The following is an 18,273-nucleotide window of genomic DNA, read 5'->3' as shown; positions in this document are numbered from 1 at the left end:
TTAGGCTTTAACGTCTATTTGGGTGCCTAGCGGGCTCAGTGGATCTACTCTAAGTTTGCCTGGTGCTGTGACTTCTAATAGCTGCATCACTTGCTCACCCGTCTGTTCGATCTGATCTTTAGCCATCTCGGCTGATTTAACCGCATGAGTGGTTTGTGTCTGTTGCGTAGACATGGTTGTCGCTGCAGCAGTGATTTCATTGGCTTCCATAACATCATCCTATTGTCCGATTACGACAGCTATCTGTAATCCGTTCACAGGTGTCGGTGCTTGATGAAAAAATACTTACATTAATCTATCGGCTTGGATTGGTTTGGCTTTAGAGGATTTTAATCTATTTAGCTAATTAAGTACTTTTGGATAGGTTCTTAATGATAATAGTTATCAATAAATTCCTGGGGCATGCTGGTATTTCACTTAATGTGTTGTGATAGATAAAAAGGAATAATAAAAATGCTAAAAAAGATTATGGGTGTGGTAGTGCTATCTTCGTTGTTAGGTGCTGTAAACGCGTCTGCTGCGGGTAATATTGCGGTGGAAGAATCAGTAAAGCTGAATGTGAAGCCATCTGCTGTATGGGCGCTTTTAGGGGATTATAACGGTTTGTATCGTTGGCACCCTGCGGTAGCTTCCAGTGACAGAGATAATAAAGTGCGTGTACTAACTTTAGGTAACGGTGCGAAAATTACGGAGACTTTATTGAGCAAGGATGAAGGTAAGCGCAGCTATCGTTATCAAATTGATGAGTCACCATTACCAGTGTCTGATTATGAATCTGAAATTCAGGTTAAGTTGGATGGCCAAGGCGGCTCGATTGTTGTTTGGAGCTCTAGCTTTAATGCAGCTGGTGCCTCTGATGCAGAAGCGGAAAAAACAATTCGTGGCGTTTATCAGGCGGGCTTACAGAATTTAGATAAGCTATATAACTGAGTTGTTGAGTGGCCATAGAACAAAAAAAGCCACCTAAAAAGGTGGCTAAAGCAATAAAGATATAGAGCTACATATCTTTAAGGATAAAGATCACAAGTACGCAGGGGCCATGAGCACCCATTTGTAATTTTTGTCCGATGTCCGCGCTACGGGATGGGCCAGTAATCATATTGACCGTGCGCGGCATTTCATCAGGGTTCTGTTCACGTACCATCTGCCAAGCATCTTCGTAGCTACCGACGATCGTCGATTCACGCAATAATACGAGATGGCAATCCGGTAGGAAGTTCAATGTCGTCGGACTCTCTGGACGGGAGTACATCATCAGAGTTCCTGTTTCTGCGATACCTGTCATCGAGGTGGTTAAGCTAGCAACATCGCCAGATTGCGCAACACGCTGCTCGCGTTTGATATCGCCTAAGGCAGACCAATCGAGCTCATTTAAGCAATCATCGCTAGCGCTGACTAGGGATTTAAAATCATGTTTGTTAAGCCAGTCTGCGACAGCTGCAGGTAGATCACTCATTGCATTTATGTCGATAAGCTCTGCTGCCGCACCGCTTGCCATATCTCTAAACAGTTGGATCTGACCTGCTTTGTCTAGCTGGCTACGCTTAGGAATTATGGTCGCTTTATGCGCATTAATGCGACGTGTCGCTGCTGCTTTTTGTGCGGGTGTTGCTTCACCACGTTGCAAACCACGGCGGATGTTGCCCAGGATTTCTGCTTTACTCATCTTATTTCTCCGCCTGTTTGTGGGCTTTCCATTGATCCATAAAGGTCTTGCCTTGAGGTGCTGGCATATCACGCCAATCTGTCCAGCCACCCGCTAACGGCATCTTCTTGATGCGGCCTTTCTTACCAGCGAGTTTGTTCATAAACCATGCAGAGCTTCTTGCTAACCAGCGGTATAGGGCAGGGCGCTTGGCAAAAAATGCCCAGCCAGCAATGCCAAACCTGACAGCTTTTGGTGTTAAGTGTTTTTCAAACTCTTTCTCTCGCCAGTGACGCATCAATTTTGGAAGAGGGATACGGACAGGGCATACTTCTTCACATTTACCACAGGATGTTGACGCGTTTGGCAGGTGTGCAGCTTTATCAATGCCGATCATCTTTGGTGTTAGAACAGAACCCATAGGGCCAGGGTAAACCCAACCGTAAGAATGGCCACCAACAGCACCATAGACAGGGCAGTGGTTCATACAAGAAGAACACCGGATACAGCGGAGCATATCTTGAAACTCAGTGCCCACCATCTCACTACGGCCGTTATCGACTAATACAACGTGGAAGTTCTCTGGACCATCTTGATCTTCAGCGCGTTTCGGCCCTGTGGATAAAGTGTTGTATACCGTAAATTCCTGACCTGTCGCTGAGCGAGCTAGCAGTCGAAGGAATAAACTCATATCTTCCAGCGTAGGTACAACCTTCTCGATGGAAGTAATCACAATGTGAGTTTTTGGTAGGGTTTGAGTCAGATCGCCGTTACCTTCGTTGGTTACGATGATCGTTGAGCCAGTTTCTGCCACTAGAAAATTAGCGCCAGTAAGTCCGACATCAGCGCCTACGAATTCCTTTCGCAGTACTTCTCGAGCTTCTTTCATCAACGCCTGTGGATCTTCTGTTTTGGGGCGCTTGTGATGTTCGTGGAAGGTTTCGGATACATCATTAACATTCAGGTGAATTGCTGGCGCAATAATATGGCTCGGATGATCATCACGAAGCTGTAGGATGTATTCACCCAAATCTGTCTCGACAGGGCGTACACCGTTCGCTTCAAGGTATTCATTTAGGCCGGTTTCTTCTGAAACCATCGACTTACCTTTAGTGATGGTCTTGGCGTTTACCTGTTTGCAAATATCGAGAATGGTTTTGTTGGCATCGTCACCTGTTCTACACCAGTGAACGTGACCGCCATTTTTTACAACGTTATCTTCAAACTGTTCCAGATAAATATCTAGATTTTGAATAATGTGATTTTTAAGATCACGCGCTTCATCACGCAGATCGTCAAACTCTGGTAGGCGCTTGATGGCATTAGCGCGGTTAACCGGAAAGCCGTGTTTAAACTGACCTAGTGCTTCCTGAAGTTCGACATTATGCAGCGCTATACGAGCATTTTCTTTAAATTCTGGGCTTTTAATATGCATCGTGTATTACCCCGCGCTTAGTTCAGAGGCTAGCTCATATTCTGCTTCGCCAATGGCTGGCGTGTCAGTCATACCAGCTAAGATCTCAACTATATGACGTGCTTCGATATTTTTGTCTTCGCGTTTAAGCTTACCGGCCATATTTAATAGGCAGCCTAAATCGCCACCGACTAAAGTACTCGCACCGGAGTCACTGATATACTCAGTTTTGTTAGACACCATGCGATTAGAAATGTCTGGATATTTAACGCAGAATGTACCGCCGAAACCGCAACAGGTTTCTGACTCTTCCATCTCGTTGAGAGTTAAATTTTCAACCTTTGATAAAAGCTTACGTGGCTGCTGTTTAACACCGAGTTGGCGCAGACCAGAGCAGGAATCGTGGTAGGTGATTGTGCCTTCAAATGCGGCATTGATACGGTCGAAATCGACTACATCAGTTAGGAATTGGGTGATCTCAAATGCACGCGATTTTAGGTCTAATGCACGGGCCTTCCAAGGGTCGTTTTCGTCAAAGACCTCAGGGTAATAATGCAGCATACCAATACAGGATCCGGATGGACCAACTACATATTCATAGCCATCAAAAGCTTCTATAGTTTTTTTAGCAATTTCAGCAGTGGTTGATTTGTCGCCTGAATTATACGCAGGTTGTCCGCAACAGGTTTGTGTCTCTGGCACTTCCACTGAGCAGCCTGAAGCTTCAAGTAGTTTGACGGTTGCGAATGCAACGCTCGGTCTAAACATATCTGCTAGACAGGTTACAAATAAACCGACTTTAGGATTCTGATTTGGCATGAATGTCATCGCTATATTGGTCAGCTCTACCCGATATGGAATCAGGCTCTCACGTCACTGACGTTTCTTATTTTTCTTCAGGTTCTAGTGCCTGAAGTTTTATCTGTTACTCAAAAGATAGTTAAGAGATGGCTCAAAGGAAATGCTAAACTGTTAACTGGTCTGACCAAGAGGTGGTTTGAGGTACTCGGTGGCGAAAGTGAAAGATGTAAATCTAAGCCAGAAGTTAAGTTCTGAGCTTCAGGGACAAATTTTGTATGGTGATATATGCCCAGGCGAGAAACTACCATCTCAGCGCGTATTGGCAGAACGCTATAGTCTTTCTCGAGCAACGGTTCGTGAAGCTGTTCAAGATCTTGAATTAAAAGGCATTATCGAAACTTATCATGGTGGTGGGAGTCTCTGTCGGAACTTACTCGAAAGCCATTTCTCGATGCCTTCAGAAAGCATTGGCGATAACTTTGAGTTTCAAGTTCAGGTTATGGAGATGCGTGCTGCTCTAGAAGGTGAGGCCGCATACTATGCCGCTTTGCGCGCGTCAGATGAACAACTCGATCGTATCGGGCAAGAGTATGAAGCAATGCAGGCGCGCAGTAGTGGTCATACTACGCTCGCAAAAGCAAAAGCCGATCTTAGGTTTCATATGATGATTGCGGAAGCAAGTCACCATCTACTGGTTATCTCTTTCAGTCAGATATTCTATAACCGTTACTTCAATGCAATTTATGGTGTGCTTGATCGCACACTTAAGAAATTTGGCCGATACCCTGATGGAATCAGCGCTCAGCATACCCAAATTTATCAGGCATTAATCAACAGGAATGCCGAGTTAGCCCGCAAGGTGGCGACAGAACATATCGACTACACTCGAAGGCAGTTAGAAGCTTCTTAACTGCTTGATATTGGTAACTATCTTAATTAACCAAACCTAAAAAATACTCCTATACTTTCTTCGTGTGTATAACGACCATAAGGGTAGGGGATGCAGGTTCGCAAGTCATTGGTTTGGAGAATTATCTTCCCTATCCTGTTTGCCATGGTGTTGCTGGTAATTGCTATCCTTTATTACTTACCGCAGGTTCTTACGCAGCAAGCAATAGATGACGCTCAGCAAAGGGCTGAAGAAACAGTTGAAGAATTTAAACGTTTACGGAGGTATTACACTGAAAATGTAGTTAGCGAAGTTCTATTACATTCAGATATTGATGTCACCATAGATCATAAAAATAACCCTAAAAGTATCCCTTTACCTGCAACTATGGTGCATGAGTTGAGCGAGCAATATTCTCAAACAGGTACCCTGATTAAACTTTATAGTTTTTACCCCTTTCCCAATCGTGCAGAGCGCCAATTAGATGAATTTGCCAATCAAGCTTGGCATCACCTTAATGAAAACCCCGAGTCTGAATATATAAAAGTTTTAAAAAACAAGCAGGGCGAGACTGTTGTGCGTGTGGCTATTGCTGACAAGTTGGTAGCTGAGGCATGTGTGCAATGTCATAACCATCATCCCTTTTCTCCAAAGGTAGATTGGAAACTGGGCGATGTCAGAGGAATATTGGAGGTGGACAGTATTATCCAGCCTGCGATTAAAAGTGGTGAAGCATTAGGTATGAAGCTGGCTTTAATGATCTGTACCGTTATCGCTTTTTTAGTGATGCTAATTTATTTGATCCATCATTATCTATTTCAAGTTCCGTTACATAGATTGGCGATGTTGTTGGAAAGCTCTACCCATCAAGGGGGGGATGTTGTAGGTGAGCTTGAATATCCAACGCTTATTTATCCCGATAATCATGAACATGATGAAATAAGTTTTCTTTATCATAAATTCTCGCAACAACACGAGCGTTTAGATGCTAATGCCAAAGCGATGCGAGAGTACCAGGAAAAACTGGAAGCTGAAGTTAAGTTGAATGAGCAACTGCTAGAAGAGAGAGAGACTCAACTTAGTGAAACTCAGGATCAGTTGGATGCTACTCAAAAAGAATTACTGCAAAGTGAGAAGTTATCTGCATTAAAACGTCTGGTAAGTAGTATCGGGCATGAGGTAAGTACACCCTTAGGTGTTTCTAGAACCGCATCCTCATATTTGATCGAGGAAAGTGATGTTGTGCTGAGTAGTTTTCAAAACAACACGATGACAAAATCTCAGTTTGAAAAATACTTAACTGATAGCAGGGAAGCAGGTGAGCTTTTAACAACCAATTTAACGCGGGCTCATGAGTTGATGCTTGCTTTTAAAGAGGTTGCGGTTGATCAGATAAGTGAGCAGAAAAGAGATATAAATCTACGAGAGTATATTCAGGATGTGCTGTTAAGTCTCAAGCCTACCTATAAAAATGCTCCAGTAGAGGTGAGGAATAATATCTCTCCAGAGATTGAGCTGAATATTGACGCGGGTGCTATTGCTCAAATTGTTACTAACTTAATCACGAACTCATTAATGCATGGTTTTAAAGATGCAACGGTAGCCGGCACTATCGTCCTTAGTAGCGAAACAACTACAGATGAATACATACTTATTTATATGGATGATGGAAAAGGTATTTCTACGGAATTGCAGCAGCATGTATTTGAGCAATTTTATACAACCCGGAAAGGTTCTGGAGGAACAGGCATGGGGATGTATATTATCCAAGAGCTAGTTAAAGAAAGGCTGTTTGGTGATATTGAATTTAACAGTGATGAGGGCCAAGGAATTAATATTCGAATCGCATTGCCAAAGTCGCTTGTTGCTTAATAACTTATCATTGAACATAGTTCTAGCTCCTTTTCTTTGATTACCCTATAATCGCGCCAACTCACAACGTGCTTGGTTTGTACGGTAAGTGAGATGTATCGAATATTGATGTGGCCTTACGTATGGGTCACCACTGAAATCAAGGAAATAACATGCCTGTAATTACCCTGCCAGATGGAAGCAAACGTGAGTTTGCTAACCCTGTTACTGTATTTGAAGTTGCTGCCGATATTGGCGCTGGTCTAGCTAAAGCTGCATTGGCCGGTAAAGTTGACGGTAAAGAAGTTGATACCTCTTTCACTATTGAAAATGATGCTGACCTAGCCATCATCACTGCGCGTGATGAAGAAGGTCTAGAAGTTATTCGTCACTCTACTGCTCACTTGATGGCTATGGCTGTACAAGAGTTGTTCCCTGGCGCTCAGGTAACGATCGGGCCTGTTATTGAAGATGGTTTCTATTATGACTTTGCTTACGAGCGCCCATTTACGCCGGAAGATCTAGAAAAGATCGAAAAGAAAATGGCGGAGTTGGTTAAGCAGAACCTTCCCGTAACCCGTTCATTGATGAGTCGTGACGAAGCGACCAAAATGTTTGATGAGATGGGTGAAAAGTATAAAGTTGAGTTGCTTCAGGCTGTACCTGATGCAGAAGACCTTTCTTTCTACTCTCAAGGCGAGTTCATCGATCTATGTCGTGGTCCACACGTTCCATCTACTGGCCACATCAAAGCATTTAAATTGATGAAAGTTGCTGGTGCATATTGGCGCGGTGATTCCAACAACGAAATGCTTCAGCGTATCTACGGTACGGCATGGGGTGACAAAAAAGCTCTTAAAGCTTACCTGCACCGTTTGGAAGAAGCGGAAAAGCGTGACCACCGTAAGTTGGGTAAACAGCTCAATATGTTCCACCTGCAGGAAGAAGCACCGGGTATGGTGTTCTGGCATCCAAATGGTTGGACTCTGTACCAACAGATCGAACAGTACATGCGTCAGAAACAGCGTCAGCATGGTTATGATGAGATCAAAACGCCACAGGTTGTTGAACGTACACTTTGGGAAAAGTCTGGTCACTGGGATAAATTCTCAGAAGAGATGTTTACTACTCACTCTGAGAACCATGATTTTGCTATCAAACCGATGAACTGCCCATGTCACGTTCAGGTATTTAATCAGGGTATTCGTTCTTACCGTGATCTACCTTTGCGTCTAGCAGAGTTTGGTTGTTGTCACCGTAATGAACCTTCAGGTGCGTTACACGGTATTATGCGTGTCCGTGGCTTTGTACAGGATGATGCGCATATATTTTGTGCGGAAGATTCGATTCAGGAAGAAGTTGCGCGTTTCATTGAGTTTCTTGATGAGGTTTATGCGGACTTTGGCTTTACTGAAGTTATCTATAAGCTATCCACTCGCCCAGAACAGCGCGTAGGCTCAGATGAAGTTTGGGATAAAGCTGAAAAGGCATTAGGTGATGCTTTAGATGCAGCAGGTCTTGAATGGGAAGAATTGCCAGGTGAAGGTGCTTTCTACGGTCCTAAGATCGAGTTCTCACTAAAAGATTGCCTAGGTCGTGTATGGCAGTGTGGTACTGTTCAGGTTGACTTCTCTATGCCAGGTCGCCTTGGTGCTCAGTTTGTAAATGAACAAGGTGAACGTGAAACACCTGTAATGTTACACCGTGCAATTCTTGGCTCTTTTGAGCGTTTTATCGGTATTTTGATCGAAAACTTCGCAGGTGCATTACCAACTTGGTTGGCGCCAGTACAAGCGGTTGTGATGAATATTACGGACAAACAAGCTGATTATTGTCAAAAAGTTGTTCAAAATCTTGAAAATCAAGGATTCAGAGCCGAGTCAGACTTGAGAAATGAGAAGATCGGCTTTAAAATTCGCGAGCGTACTTTACAGAAGGTGCCTTACCTTCTTGTAATTGGCGATAAAGAAGTAGAGGCGGGTGAGGTTGCTGTACGTACTCGTACGGGTGAAAACCTAGGCGCTATGCCTCTAGAAGAATTTGTAAACCTTCTTAGCAGTGATGTCGCTAAGAAAGGTCGTCAGGACTCATAAGTCTAAAAACAGTCAGGAGATAAGACTATCAGGCGTGATAATAGAAGGGGCGCTCGCAGAGAAGAGCCCATGATCAATGAGAATCTACTGAAAGTAGCTAAACAGTGCAGACTTATTGGTCCAGACGGAACACAGATTGGCATCGTACCGGTAAATGACGCTCTTGTGGCAGCACAAGAAGCGGGACTTGATCTGGTGAAAATTTCTGAAGCTGATCCCATCGTTTGTAAAGTGATGGATTATGGCAAGCATCTTTACGAGCTGAAAAAGCAAAAGAATGAAGCCAAGAAAAAGCAGCATCAGGTCCAGATCAAGGAAGTGAAATTCCGTCCTAATACGGAAGAAGGGGATTATCAGGTCAAGCTACGCAACCTGATACGTTTCCTTGAAGCAGGAGATAAAGCCAAGATAACTTTGCGTTATCGTGGTCGTGAGATGGCCCACCAGGAACTGGGTATGCAGTTACTCCAACGAATCGAGAAAGATTTGGAAGAGTTAGCAACTGTAGAACAGCGTCCTAAGATGGAAGGCCGTCAACTGGTTATGGTCTTAGCTCCGAAGAAGAAAAAGTAACTCGTTACTTTCCTTAACCCGTGACTGACTTGTAAAAGTTGGCTACGGGTTTTGTCGTTTGTTTCGGGCGAAAAAAAATTAACGAATGCGTGGAGATTTTAGTAATGCCTAAGATGAAATCCAATAGTGGTGCGGCTAAGCGTTTTAAGAAAACCGCTAACGGCTTCAAACACAAGCAGTCTTTCACTAGTCACATTCTGACTAAGAAATCTACTAAGCGTAAGCGTCAGCTTCGCCCTATGCTGCAGGTACACGCTGCAGACAAGGCGTTGGTTCGTCGCATGTTGCCTTATATTTAATCGATTTTTTAGCTAACAGAATTTAGAGGAAGAAAGACATGGCTCGCGTAAAACGTGGTGTTGTTGCTCGTCGTCGTCACAAGAAAGTCCTGAAAAAAGCAAAAGGTTATTACGGTGCTCGTAGCCGTGTATTCCGCGTTGCTAAACAGGCGGTAATCAAAGCTGGTCAATATGCATACCGTGACCGTCGTCAGCGTAAGCGTCAGTTCCGCGCATTGTGGATTGCACGTATCAACGCTGGTGCTCGTATCAACGGTTTGTCTTACAGCCGTTTCATTGCTGGTCTGAAAAAGGCTAACATCGAGATCGACCGTAAGGTTCTAGCTGATCTTGCTGTTCACGAAGCTGGCGCATTTGCTGCAATCGTAGAGAAAGCTAAAGCTTCTCTAGCGTAAGCTAGCACCCAGTGTCGTGTAAGCGACTACTTTGAAATAGGGGAAGGGTGCGAACTCTTCCCCTATTTTTTCGGTTATTTTGCCCAGTTTTCTGCGGAACATTTGGCAAAGTAACTGATTACTAACCAATTACCGTATTTATCCTTCTATTCGGAGCCGGATAATGGAAAACATTCAAAGCCTTTTGGCAGCAGGTACTGAAGCTGTCGCTACGGCAACTACTACTCAGCAGTTGGACGATGTTCGCGTTCAATACTTGGGTAAAAAAGGTGAACTTACTGCACTTCTTAAAGGCTTAGGCAAGCTATCTGCAGAAGAACGCCCACAAGCTGGTGCTAAGATCAACGAAGCTAAACAAGCTCTGCAAGAAGTTATTAATGAGCGTAAAGCTGCACTAGAAGCAGCGGCTCTAGAAAGCAAGCTTGCTGCTGAAACAATTGATGTAACTTTACCGGGACGTGGTCAAGCACTAGGTGGTTTACACCCTGTGACGAAAACCATGGAACGAATTGAAGAGTTTTTCGGTGGTATCGGCTATACGGTAGAAGAAGGTCCAGAAATCGAAGATGATTACCACAACTTCGAAGCGCTAAATATCCCTTCACATCATCCGGCTCGTGCTATGCACGACACATTCTATTTCAATGCGAATACACTTCTACGTACGCACACTTCAGGTGTTCAGGTACGTACAATGGAATCGCAAGAACCACCACTGCGTATTATCTGCCCAGGCCGTGTATATCGTTGTGACTACGATCAAACGCACTCTCCGATGTTCCATCAGGTAGAGGGCTTGATTGTTGATAAAGATATCAGCTTTGCTGACCTAAAAGGCACACTAGAACAGTTCCTACGTGAATTCTTCGAAGAAGATGTTCGCGTTCGTTTCCGTCCGTCTTACTTCCCGTTCACAGAGCCTTCAATCGAAGTTGATATCGATCGTGGTGATGGTAAATGGTTGGAAGTACTAGGTTGCGGGATGGTGCATCCTAAAGTATTTGAAGCTTCAGGTATCGACCCTGAAGAGTACACCGGCTTTGCTTTCGGTATGGGTGTAGAGCGTTTGGCTATGTTGCGTTACGGCGTAAATGACCTGCGTCTATTCTTTGAAAACGACCTGCGTTTCCTGAATCAGTTCAACTGATCAAGACAACGTTTTAAGCGGTTATTAACAGGATTTTCGGGAAAGCAAAATGAAATTCAGTGAAAAGTGGTTACGCGAGTTGGTTAACCCTGCAATCAGTACGCAGGAGCTAGTTGATCAAGTCACAATGGCAGGTCTGGAAGTAGACGAAGTTGAAGCAGCAGCTAAAGATTTTACTGGTGTTATCGTAGGTGAAATCCTAACGGCTGAGCAGCACCCAAATGCAGATAAGCTTCAGGTTTGCACAGTCACTAATGGTAGTGAAGTTGCACAGGTTGTGTGTGGTGCACCTAATGCGCGTGCCGGTTTAAAAACAGCATTCGCTACTGTGGGTGCGGTACTACCGACTCCAGATGGCAAAGAGTTTAAGATTAAAAAAGCTAAACTACGTCAGGTAGAGTCTTTTGGCATGCTATGTGCGGAAGATGAGCTAGGTATTTCAGATGATCACGACGGCATCATGGAGCTTCCAGCGGATGCGCCTGTAGGTACTTGTATTCGTGAATACCTAAATCTAGATGATAAAGTTATCGATGTAGATCTAACGCCTAACCGTGGTGACTGTCTAAGTATTTCTGGTTTAGCACGTGAAGTGGGTGTGCTAAATAAAGCGCCAGTTACTTTTGTTGCTGACAATGCAGTTGAAGCCACTATCGATGCGACTTTCCCAGTAGAGTTAAAAGATGCAGCTGACTGCCCACGTTATGTTGGCAGAGTTATTCGTGGTATCAATCCACAAGCAGAAACACCATTGTGGATGAAACAGAAGCTTGAGCGCTCTGGTGTACGTAGCATCGATCCAGTTGTAGATGTAACGAACTATATCCTTCTTGAGCTTGGTCAGCCAATGCACGCTTTCGATCTGGATAAACTATCCGGTGGTATTGTTGTTCGCCGTGCGGAGCAGGGTGAAAAGCTAACGCTTTTAGACGGTGAAGAAGTTGAGCTTAATGCTGATACGTTGGCAATTACCGACGCTAATGGCCCTGTTGCTATGGCTGGTATTATGGGTGGTGAGCCGACCAGCGTAACTTCTGAAACGCAAAATATTTTCCTAGAAAGCGCATTCTTTAACCCTATCTCTATTGCGGGTCGTGCGCGTTCTTATGGTTTGCATACAGATTCTTCTCACCGTTTTGAACGTGGTGTAGATTGGCAGTTGCAAAATCAGGCAATTAATCGCGCTACAGAGCTTCTACTTGAGATTGTTGGTGGTGAAGCTGGTCCAGCTGTTGAAACTGTTAATCAAGATGAGTTACCTGCTGCACGTCAGGTATTCCTACGTCATAGCAAAGTCAATGCGATGCTGGCGTTTGAAATGCCAGCTGACGAGATTGAAGAGATCTTAACGCGTCTTGGTTTGGTTGTAGAGAAGACTTCTACGGAAGGTGAGTGGCACGTTTCTGTTCCATCTTATCGCTTTGATATCGCAATTGAAGTGGATCTGATCGAAGAATTAGCGCGTGTATACGGCTACAACAACCTACCTGTACGTACGCCAACAGCGTCTATGCCAATCAAGGCAAACGATGAAACTAAAGTAACGATCCAGAATGTGCGTCGTGCGTTGATCGCACGTGGCTATCAGGAAGCGATTACTTACAGTTTTATTGAAGCTGGCCTACAAAAGCAGTTCGATGACCAATTCGAAGGTATAGCACTGGCTAACCCAATCTCTGCTGAAATGGCAGTGATGCGTACGACTATCTGGCCAGGTCTAGTAAAAGTGTTGCAGTACAACCAGAACCGTCAGCAAGCGCGTGTTCGCTTATTTGAAAGCGGCCAGCGTTTCCTACCAACTTCTGGTGATGAGATCATTCAGGAAAACGTAGTGGCTGGTTTGCTAGCAGGTGCGCGAGATCCTGAAGGTTGGAATGCGGGTAAAGATCAAGTTGATTTCTTTGATATCAAAGGTGATCTAGAAAGCCTACTTTCCTTAGGTGGAGCTGAAGATGAGTTTTCGTTTGTAGCTGATCGTCATGTTGCTTTGCACCCAGGTCAGACTGCGCGTATTGAACGTAATGGCGAAAAAGTTGGTTACATTGGTGCATTGCATCCTAACTTGGTTAAAGAGTTGGGTCTGAATGGTGCTGTTTATCTTTTCGAGATTAACCAAGCTACTTTGACTCAAGGCAAACTGCCTCGTTACCAAGAAATTTCTAAATTCCCAGAGTCTCGTCGTGATCTAGCACTTATTGTAGATGAAGGCGTAGCTTTCGATTCAGTACGTCAATTGGCTGAAAAAGAAGCGGGTGAATTCGTTAAAGAAGTAACGCTTTTTGACGTTTACCAAGGCCAAGGTATTGAAAAAGGTAGAAAAAGTCTTGCTGTGGGCTTGACGTGGCAGCATCCTTCGCGCACTCTTAATGATGAAGAAATAAACAGCGCCACAAGTGCGGTTATTTCTGCACTAGCCAGTGAGTTTGGTGCCTCATTGCGAGAATAAGCAGCGAAAGGTGATTTATCATGGGCTCGTTAACAAAAGCTGAAATGGCGGAACGCCTGAACGAAGAGCTAGGATTAAATAAACGTGAAGCCAAAGAGATGGTGGAATCGTTCTTTGATGAAATCCGGGCATGTCTGGCTGCTAACGAGCAGGTAAAATTGTCCGGCTTCGGTAACTTTGACCTCCGCGATAAGCGTCAAAGACCGGGCCGGAATCCTAAAACTGGGGAAGAAGTGCCTATCTCGGCTCGCCGTGTTGTAACTTTCCGCCCAGGTCAGAAACTGAAGGACCGTGTCGAAACCTATGCTGGAGACACCCCAGAGTAACGATCCCAACCCGATCCCGGGTAAACGTTATTTTACGATTGGCGAAGTTGCTAAGCTTTGTGACCTCAAGGCGCATGTATTGCGTTATTGGGAGAAAGAGTTTTCGCAAATCTCGCCTGTAAAACGAAACAATCGCCGTTATTACCAACGACAGGATGTTTTGTTGATCCGTCAGATCAAAAGCTTGTTGCACGATCAAGGTTACACCCTAAGTGGTGCTAAACAGTATCTTGCGGGTGACAATAATGAAGATGATCAAAGCCAATACAAGCAATTGCTTCGACAAACTATCTCCGAATTAGAAGATCTATTGGAATCTATTAAGCGCTAGTGTTCTCTTAGTGCTTAATTTCTACCTCTCTATTAAACGCCCGTTTTACTTATATAGTTTATTTCTACTTAAACTTTGGCACTGTTTCGTACCTTAGCTGTTGGCTGTGATCTACCGCTTGATTAGGATCTATTAATGGTGAACATGCAAGGAATGTCAAAATGGCGATTTTAAGAGTAGGTCTAGGGCATGCTGAAGATGCTGCAGAGGCTGCGAGTCAGGCAATGGAGTCCACACCTAAACCAGATTTGGTGATCTGCTTTGTTAGTTTCTCTTTGGATATTGAGAAAGTTTACAGTGACATTAGGTCAGTTGTAGGAGATGTTGTTCCCATTGTAGGCGGTAGTTCTTGGGGAGAAATTTCTAGCCTTAAGCAAGGGCCGCAGGAGTCAAGCGTTGTTGTAATGACGCTACAGAGCGCTTATTTCAGCGTCGGTTTAGGCGTCGGTCAAAACTTATCAAAGCAACCTGAACAAGCTGCAAAAGAGGCTATTCGCGAAGCTTATTCAAACTTACTCTCAAACCCCGCTGTCATGTCTTTAATGGCCATTGCCTTAGACAGTAAAGGGGCAAAAGAAGTCTCTAGAATAAAGCCCTGCATTAATATGGTTTTACCTGATGGCACTTCTGCCCAAGAAGAAGCTTTTTTACGCAGTCTCATTTTAGAAACAGGGACGGTCTCCCAAGTCATTGGTGGTTCAACAGCTACAGATTTCTCAGATACTAAAAGTTATCAAATCAGCAATGGTGTTTATCAAGACTCTGCGGTTGTTGCGAGCTTTAGCAGTGGCTTAAAAATTGGTACCGCTATGGGTCATCCTTATGTGGCAGCTAATAAAGGCGCTGTAGTAACTCAAGCTAAAGGGCGGACTGTGCAGATGCTCAATGGTAAGCCTGCCACAGAAGTACTTCAGAAACTGTTGGGTGGAGAAGAACTGACCCCGGAGCTGTTTATTCAAAATCCTTTTGGCATTAAGTCATCCGATGTTTTCGCTGAATATACTATTAAGAGTGCTCAGCAGGTTCATGATGATGGTGGTGTTAGTTTTTATGCAGAAATTCCGAAGGGCGCATTCCTGCGTGAAATGAAAACGGATGCTGAGATTGCGAAAGAGCGTTTCAAGGAGACGTTGCAGAAGGCGATCATCGATGCCGGTAGCCCCAAGAAGATCGGCGCAGTAATTATTTTTAACTGTATCTTACGTCATCTATTAAAAGCACGTTTAGATGTGGATGATATCTGCTTGGTTCAAGAAGTTTGTGGTGAGGATGTGCCTGTGATTGGTTTTAATACGTTTGGCGAACAAGGGGCGACGCAGGGTGGTTCAATCGGTCACTATAACCAGACGGCTACCATCATGGTGATAGGCGAAGAGGTTATCACTCAATAAACGCAAAAAATCTTTCCAGATTCAGAGTGTTCAGTTAAGATAACCGCCACTTGAAAGTGTTCATTTTCAAGATCTTAGTCGGGATGTAGCGCAGCTTGGTAGCGCACCTGCATGGGGTGCAGGGGGTCGTAGGTTCAAATCCTATCATCCCGACCATTTCTTAATAATACTATGATTTTTTTAAGCTAGTCGCTATGAGGTATTGGCGTTTGATGGTGTGTGCCACAAGCTTAACGTTTTCGGCATCCTGTCTGTGCTGAACAAGCCAATCTTGTTATGTCTGGTTCATTTGATTTTGCATTGATTCATTTGATGCGGGCTAAGATAGAGTGCTGAGTAAGTTAATGTCATTATTTTAAAAGACAATTTTAAAAAATCATTTGTGTGAATTTCTATATGGGCAATCGCTATAGTAAAGAAAGTTTAAGCGAAATCGAACGTGTGACTCTAGGGCATTATGAATCGAATGCAGCGTCTTTTTGGCAAGGTACACGTGATCATGATGTTAGCCAGAATATTGATGCTTTATTAGGTGCATTACCGCAACGAAAAGGGCTGGAAATTTTAGATTTCGGTTGTGGGCCTGGCCGCGATCTTCTTTCTTTTAAAGCCTTAGGTCATTTTCCTACTGGGCTCGATGGAAGTCAGACTTTCTGTGAGATGGCCCGATTACATAGTGGTTGCCCTGTGCTGAATCAGTCGTTTTGTCATCTCGATTTAGGGGAAGAGTGCTTTGATGGAATTTTTGCTAATGCTTCTATGTTCCACGTCCCCAGTCAGATGCTCGGTGAGGTTTTGTCTAAATGCTATATTGCGTTGAAACCAAATGGGATCTTATTTACTTCAAACCCAAGAGGAGCGGCGGAAGGGTGGAATGGTGAGCGTTTTGGTCACTATATGGAGTTAGAGGTGACTGCTCAATATCTAGAGGATGCAGGTTTTCGTATTCTTGATCATTATTATCGCCCAGAAGGTTTACCTTGTGCGCAACAGCCTTGGTTGGCAATTGTTAGTCAGCGTTGAGGTTGTCGGTTTTTGTTAATTCTTTTCTTTATTTGAGAGTCTTATTTAAAACAGCCGTGAACGATGGCCAATTCAGAATCAATTAAATGAGTCGAATGAGTAGAGTGTTTCCGTTATAGCATCGGCTTATCAGGCTCAGTAGGTGATGGGTTCGCTAATCCTGTTCTACTCCATGATTGCCATTGAAGGCCTTCTTTGCGTTTTAGTCGCTTTAAGCTTCTGAGGAGTGCTTGGAACTCGATCGCATCGACGACATACCAGATTAGCCAAGCGATGGGAGCGTAATAGAGCATCCGCATATGGAAACGTGGCTGGGAATCATACGAAGTCTGGAAACTAACAAGCGCCGAGATTAGTAATATACAAAGACTTAGGGTGATATAGTCACCGGTGTAAATAATGTAGGTGAAAAATAGGGTTAGCAAGGGAAGCTCTAGTAATAATAGAAACTCGGCATAAAGCGCAGTTGGTAACAGTAACCAGGACAGATAATAGTTATTGGTTTTCGAACTATTAAAAAAAAGTTGACGATGTTTGATAAAGGTTTGAAAGCGCCCGTACTTCCAGCGTAAACGTTGATTGCAAAGGCTCTTTAGATCCGAAGGGCCTTCTGTATAAATGATGGCATCAGGTGCGTAACGGCAGTGATAACCCATGCCTAGAATACGGGTAGATATTTCAATGTCTTCAGTAATGATACTGTGATCAAATCCACCTGCCTCAATAAGTACGGATCGGCGATATGCTGCAGCGGCTCCGCCAATAATGTAAACCGCATTGAAAACAGAATCAGCTCTTTTCATAAAGAAGCCACAGAGATATTCGAGTTGTTGGATAATCCCGAGCCCAGCATGGCCATTACCGATGGCTACGTTACCTGCAACAGCAGCTACCTTGTTGGATGAAAATTTCTTCACTATGTTCTGAATAGCCTTGGGGTGCATTAGGCTGTCAGCGTCGATAGTGAGGACAATCTCTCCTTTCGCGTGCTTTAGTGCATGATTTAGCGCTTTGGCTTTGCCCCCGTTCTCTAGTGCAAAGTAACGTAGTTTTATTGTGTTGTTGGGATTGAACTGTGCAATGAATTCACTCAGGAGCTGGTGGGTTTTATCAGTTGATCCATCATTGATGACGATCACTTCATAATTGTTATAGTCGGCAGCTAACGCAGATCGTAGAGTATGCATAATACCAACCTCTTCATTCCATGCTGGAATTAATACACTCACCGAAGGTTCTTGGCCTAAAGCCGGTTTGTCTCGAAAGAAATCAATGACTCCTGAGAGGGGGGCTGCGATCAGTTGGATCAAGAACTTTATGATAATTGGGATGAGTACAAGCGTTAATACTAGGCGATAGTTGGCTAAAAAGTCAGTTTCTTGGTTTGCCTGGATGGTCTGTGTATAGGCAAGGCATAGAATAAAGCCGGTTATGCTGTACGCGATGACTGTATTGATAATCGATCGAGAAGAAATTCGGCCTTTCTGCAACATGCTAATATCTCGAAACCCCGAAGGGCGTTTTAAAAATTTGGCGCGGATTATGCTCCTAGTTGTTCGACTAATAAAGTAATTTTAATAGATCCTTAGTCTTAGTCCTTAGTCCTTAGGTCTTGTTCTTGTCTTTGTCTTTGCTAAAGAGTGGATATA

At 44.0% G+C, this 18,273-nt stretch carries 18 protein-coding genes and 1 tRNA gene; 14 read left to right on the top strand and 5 right to left on the bottom strand.

Annotation, left to right across the window (positions count from 1 at the left end):
• Entirely contained in the window at positions 1 to 210 is a 210-nt protein-coding gene (locus ACMXYS_RS12010) for a hypothetical protein (RefSeq protein ID WP_415896638.1), read from the bottom strand.
• A gap of 243 nt (positions 211 to 453) precedes the next feature.
• Between ACMXYS_RS12010 and ACMXYS_RS12005 the strand changes: the two genes are divergently transcribed.
• The gene (locus ACMXYS_RS12005; RefSeq protein ID WP_415881851.1) at positions 454 to 930 is read left to right on the top strand and encodes an SRPBCC family protein; all 477 of its coding nucleotides are present in this window, start codon (positions 454 to 456) and stop codon (positions 928 to 930) included.
• A 67-nt stretch (positions 931 to 997) separates the two neighbouring features.
• Here the strand turns inward: ACMXYS_RS12005 and ACMXYS_RS12000 are convergent, their stop codons facing one another.
• Genes ACMXYS_RS12000 through ACMXYS_RS11990 form a run of 3 tightly spaced genes read right to left on the bottom strand, consistent with a single transcriptional unit; the run spans position 998 to position 3,878 of the window.
• Positions 998 to 1,666, bottom strand: coding sequence for a LutC/YkgG family protein (locus ACMXYS_RS12000; protein ID WP_415896637.1), 669 nt, complete (start codon positions 1,664 to 1,666; stop codon positions 998 to 1,000).
• Between the two features lies 1 nt (position 1,667).
• Positions 1,668 to 3,080, bottom strand: coding sequence for a LutB/LldF family L-lactate oxidation iron-sulfur protein (locus ACMXYS_RS11995; RefSeq protein WP_415896636.1), 1,413 nt, complete (start codon positions 3,078 to 3,080; stop codon positions 1,668 to 1,670).
• A 6-nt stretch (positions 3,081 to 3,086) separates the two neighbouring features.
• Entirely contained in the window at positions 3,087 to 3,878 is a 792-nt protein-coding gene (locus ACMXYS_RS11990) for a (Fe-S)-binding protein (protein ID WP_415896635.1), read from the bottom strand.
• 190 nt (positions 3,879 to 4,068) lie between these two features.
• Between ACMXYS_RS11990 and ACMXYS_RS11985 the strand changes: the two genes are divergently transcribed.
• From ACMXYS_RS11985 to ACMXYS_RS11925, 13 genes are all read left to right on the top strand, one after another.
• The gene (locus tag ACMXYS_RS11985; RefSeq protein ID WP_415896634.1) at positions 4,069 to 4,770 is read left to right on the top strand and encodes a FadR/GntR family transcriptional regulator; all 702 of its coding nucleotides are present in this window, start codon (positions 4,069 to 4,071) and stop codon (positions 4,768 to 4,770) included.
• 90 nt (positions 4,771 to 4,860) lie between these two features.
• Positions 4,861 to 6,621 carry an ATP-binding protein gene (locus tag ACMXYS_RS11980; RefSeq protein ID WP_415896633.1) on the top strand — a complete coding sequence of 587 codons (1,761 nt, stop codon included), beginning with the start codon at positions 4,861 to 4,863 and terminating at the stop codon, positions 6,619 to 6,621.
• Positions 6,622 to 6,773: 152 nt separating this feature from the next.
• Positions 6,774 to 8,693 (top strand): threonine--tRNA ligase, encoded by a 1,920-nt coding sequence (gene thrS, locus ACMXYS_RS11975; RefSeq protein WP_415896632.1) that lies wholly within the window; start codon positions 6,774 to 6,776, stop codon positions 8,691 to 8,693.
• A gap of 27 nt (positions 8,694 to 8,720) precedes the next feature.
• Positions 8,721 to 9,266: a translation initiation factor IF-3 gene (gene infC / locus ACMXYS_RS11970; protein ID WP_415898247.1), complete on the top strand. Its 546-nt coding sequence runs from the start codon at positions 8,721 to 8,723 to the stop codon at positions 9,264 to 9,266.
• Positions 9,267 to 9,370: 104 nt separating this feature from the next.
• Positions 9,371 to 9,565, top strand: coding sequence for a 50S ribosomal protein L35 (gene rpmI / locus ACMXYS_RS11965; RefSeq protein ID WP_007022505.1), 195 nt, complete (start codon positions 9,371 to 9,373; stop codon positions 9,563 to 9,565).
• Between the two features lie 38 nt (positions 9,566 to 9,603).
• Positions 9,604 to 9,960, top strand: coding sequence for a 50S ribosomal protein L20 (gene rplT, locus ACMXYS_RS11960; RefSeq protein WP_415881844.1), 357 nt, complete (start codon positions 9,604 to 9,606; stop codon positions 9,958 to 9,960).
• A 163-nt stretch (positions 9,961 to 10,123) separates the two neighbouring features.
• On the top strand, positions 10,124 to 11,107 hold the full coding sequence (pheS, locus tag ACMXYS_RS11955; protein ID WP_415896631.1) for a phenylalanine--tRNA ligase subunit alpha: 984 nt from the start codon (positions 10,124 to 10,126) through the stop codon (positions 11,105 to 11,107).
• 49 nt (positions 11,108 to 11,156) lie between these two features.
• The gene (gene pheT / locus ACMXYS_RS11950; RefSeq protein ID WP_415896630.1) at positions 11,157 to 13,553 is read left to right on the top strand and encodes a phenylalanine--tRNA ligase subunit beta; all 2,397 of its coding nucleotides are present in this window, start codon (positions 11,157 to 11,159) and stop codon (positions 13,551 to 13,553) included.
• Between the two features lie 20 nt (positions 13,554 to 13,573).
• Positions 13,574 to 13,879, top strand: coding sequence for an integration host factor subunit alpha (ihfA, locus tag ACMXYS_RS11945; protein ID WP_415881841.1), 306 nt, complete (start codon positions 13,574 to 13,576; stop codon positions 13,877 to 13,879).
• Positions 13,857 to 14,210, top strand: coding sequence for a MerR family transcriptional regulator (locus ACMXYS_RS11940; protein WP_415881840.1), 354 nt, complete (start codon positions 13,857 to 13,859; stop codon positions 14,208 to 14,210). Before ihfA ends, ACMXYS_RS11940 begins: the two co-directional genes overlap by 23 nt.
• Before the next feature lie 161 nt (positions 14,211 to 14,371).
• Positions 14,372 to 15,601: an FIST signal transduction protein gene (locus ACMXYS_RS11935; protein ID WP_415881839.1), complete on the top strand. Its 1,230-nt coding sequence runs from the start codon at positions 14,372 to 14,374 to the stop codon at positions 15,599 to 15,601.
• Between the two features lie 79 nt (positions 15,602 to 15,680).
• Positions 15,681 to 15,757 (top strand) — tRNA-Pro (locus ACMXYS_RS11930).
• Positions 15,758 to 15,997: 240 nt separating this feature from the next.
• Positions 15,998 to 16,624, top strand: coding sequence for a class I SAM-dependent methyltransferase (locus ACMXYS_RS11925; protein WP_415896629.1), 627 nt, complete (start codon positions 15,998 to 16,000; stop codon positions 16,622 to 16,624).
• A 113-nt stretch (positions 16,625 to 16,737) separates the two neighbouring features.
• Here ACMXYS_RS11925 and ACMXYS_RS11920 read toward each other — a convergent pair whose 3' ends face one another.
• Positions 16,738 to 18,117: a glycosyltransferase gene (locus tag ACMXYS_RS11920; protein WP_415896628.1), complete on the bottom strand. Its 1,380-nt coding sequence runs from the start codon at positions 18,115 to 18,117 to the stop codon at positions 16,738 to 16,740.
• Between the last annotated feature and the right edge of the window lie 156 nt (positions 18,118 to 18,273).

This window comes from Neptuniibacter sp. QD57_21 (assembly GCF_047778075.1).
Lineage (GTDB): Bacteria > Pseudomonadota > Gammaproteobacteria > Pseudomonadales > Balneatricaceae > Neptuniibacter.
The sequence above is the reverse complement of the archived record's forward strand: the minus strand, read 5'-3'. Positions and strand labels throughout refer to the sequence as shown.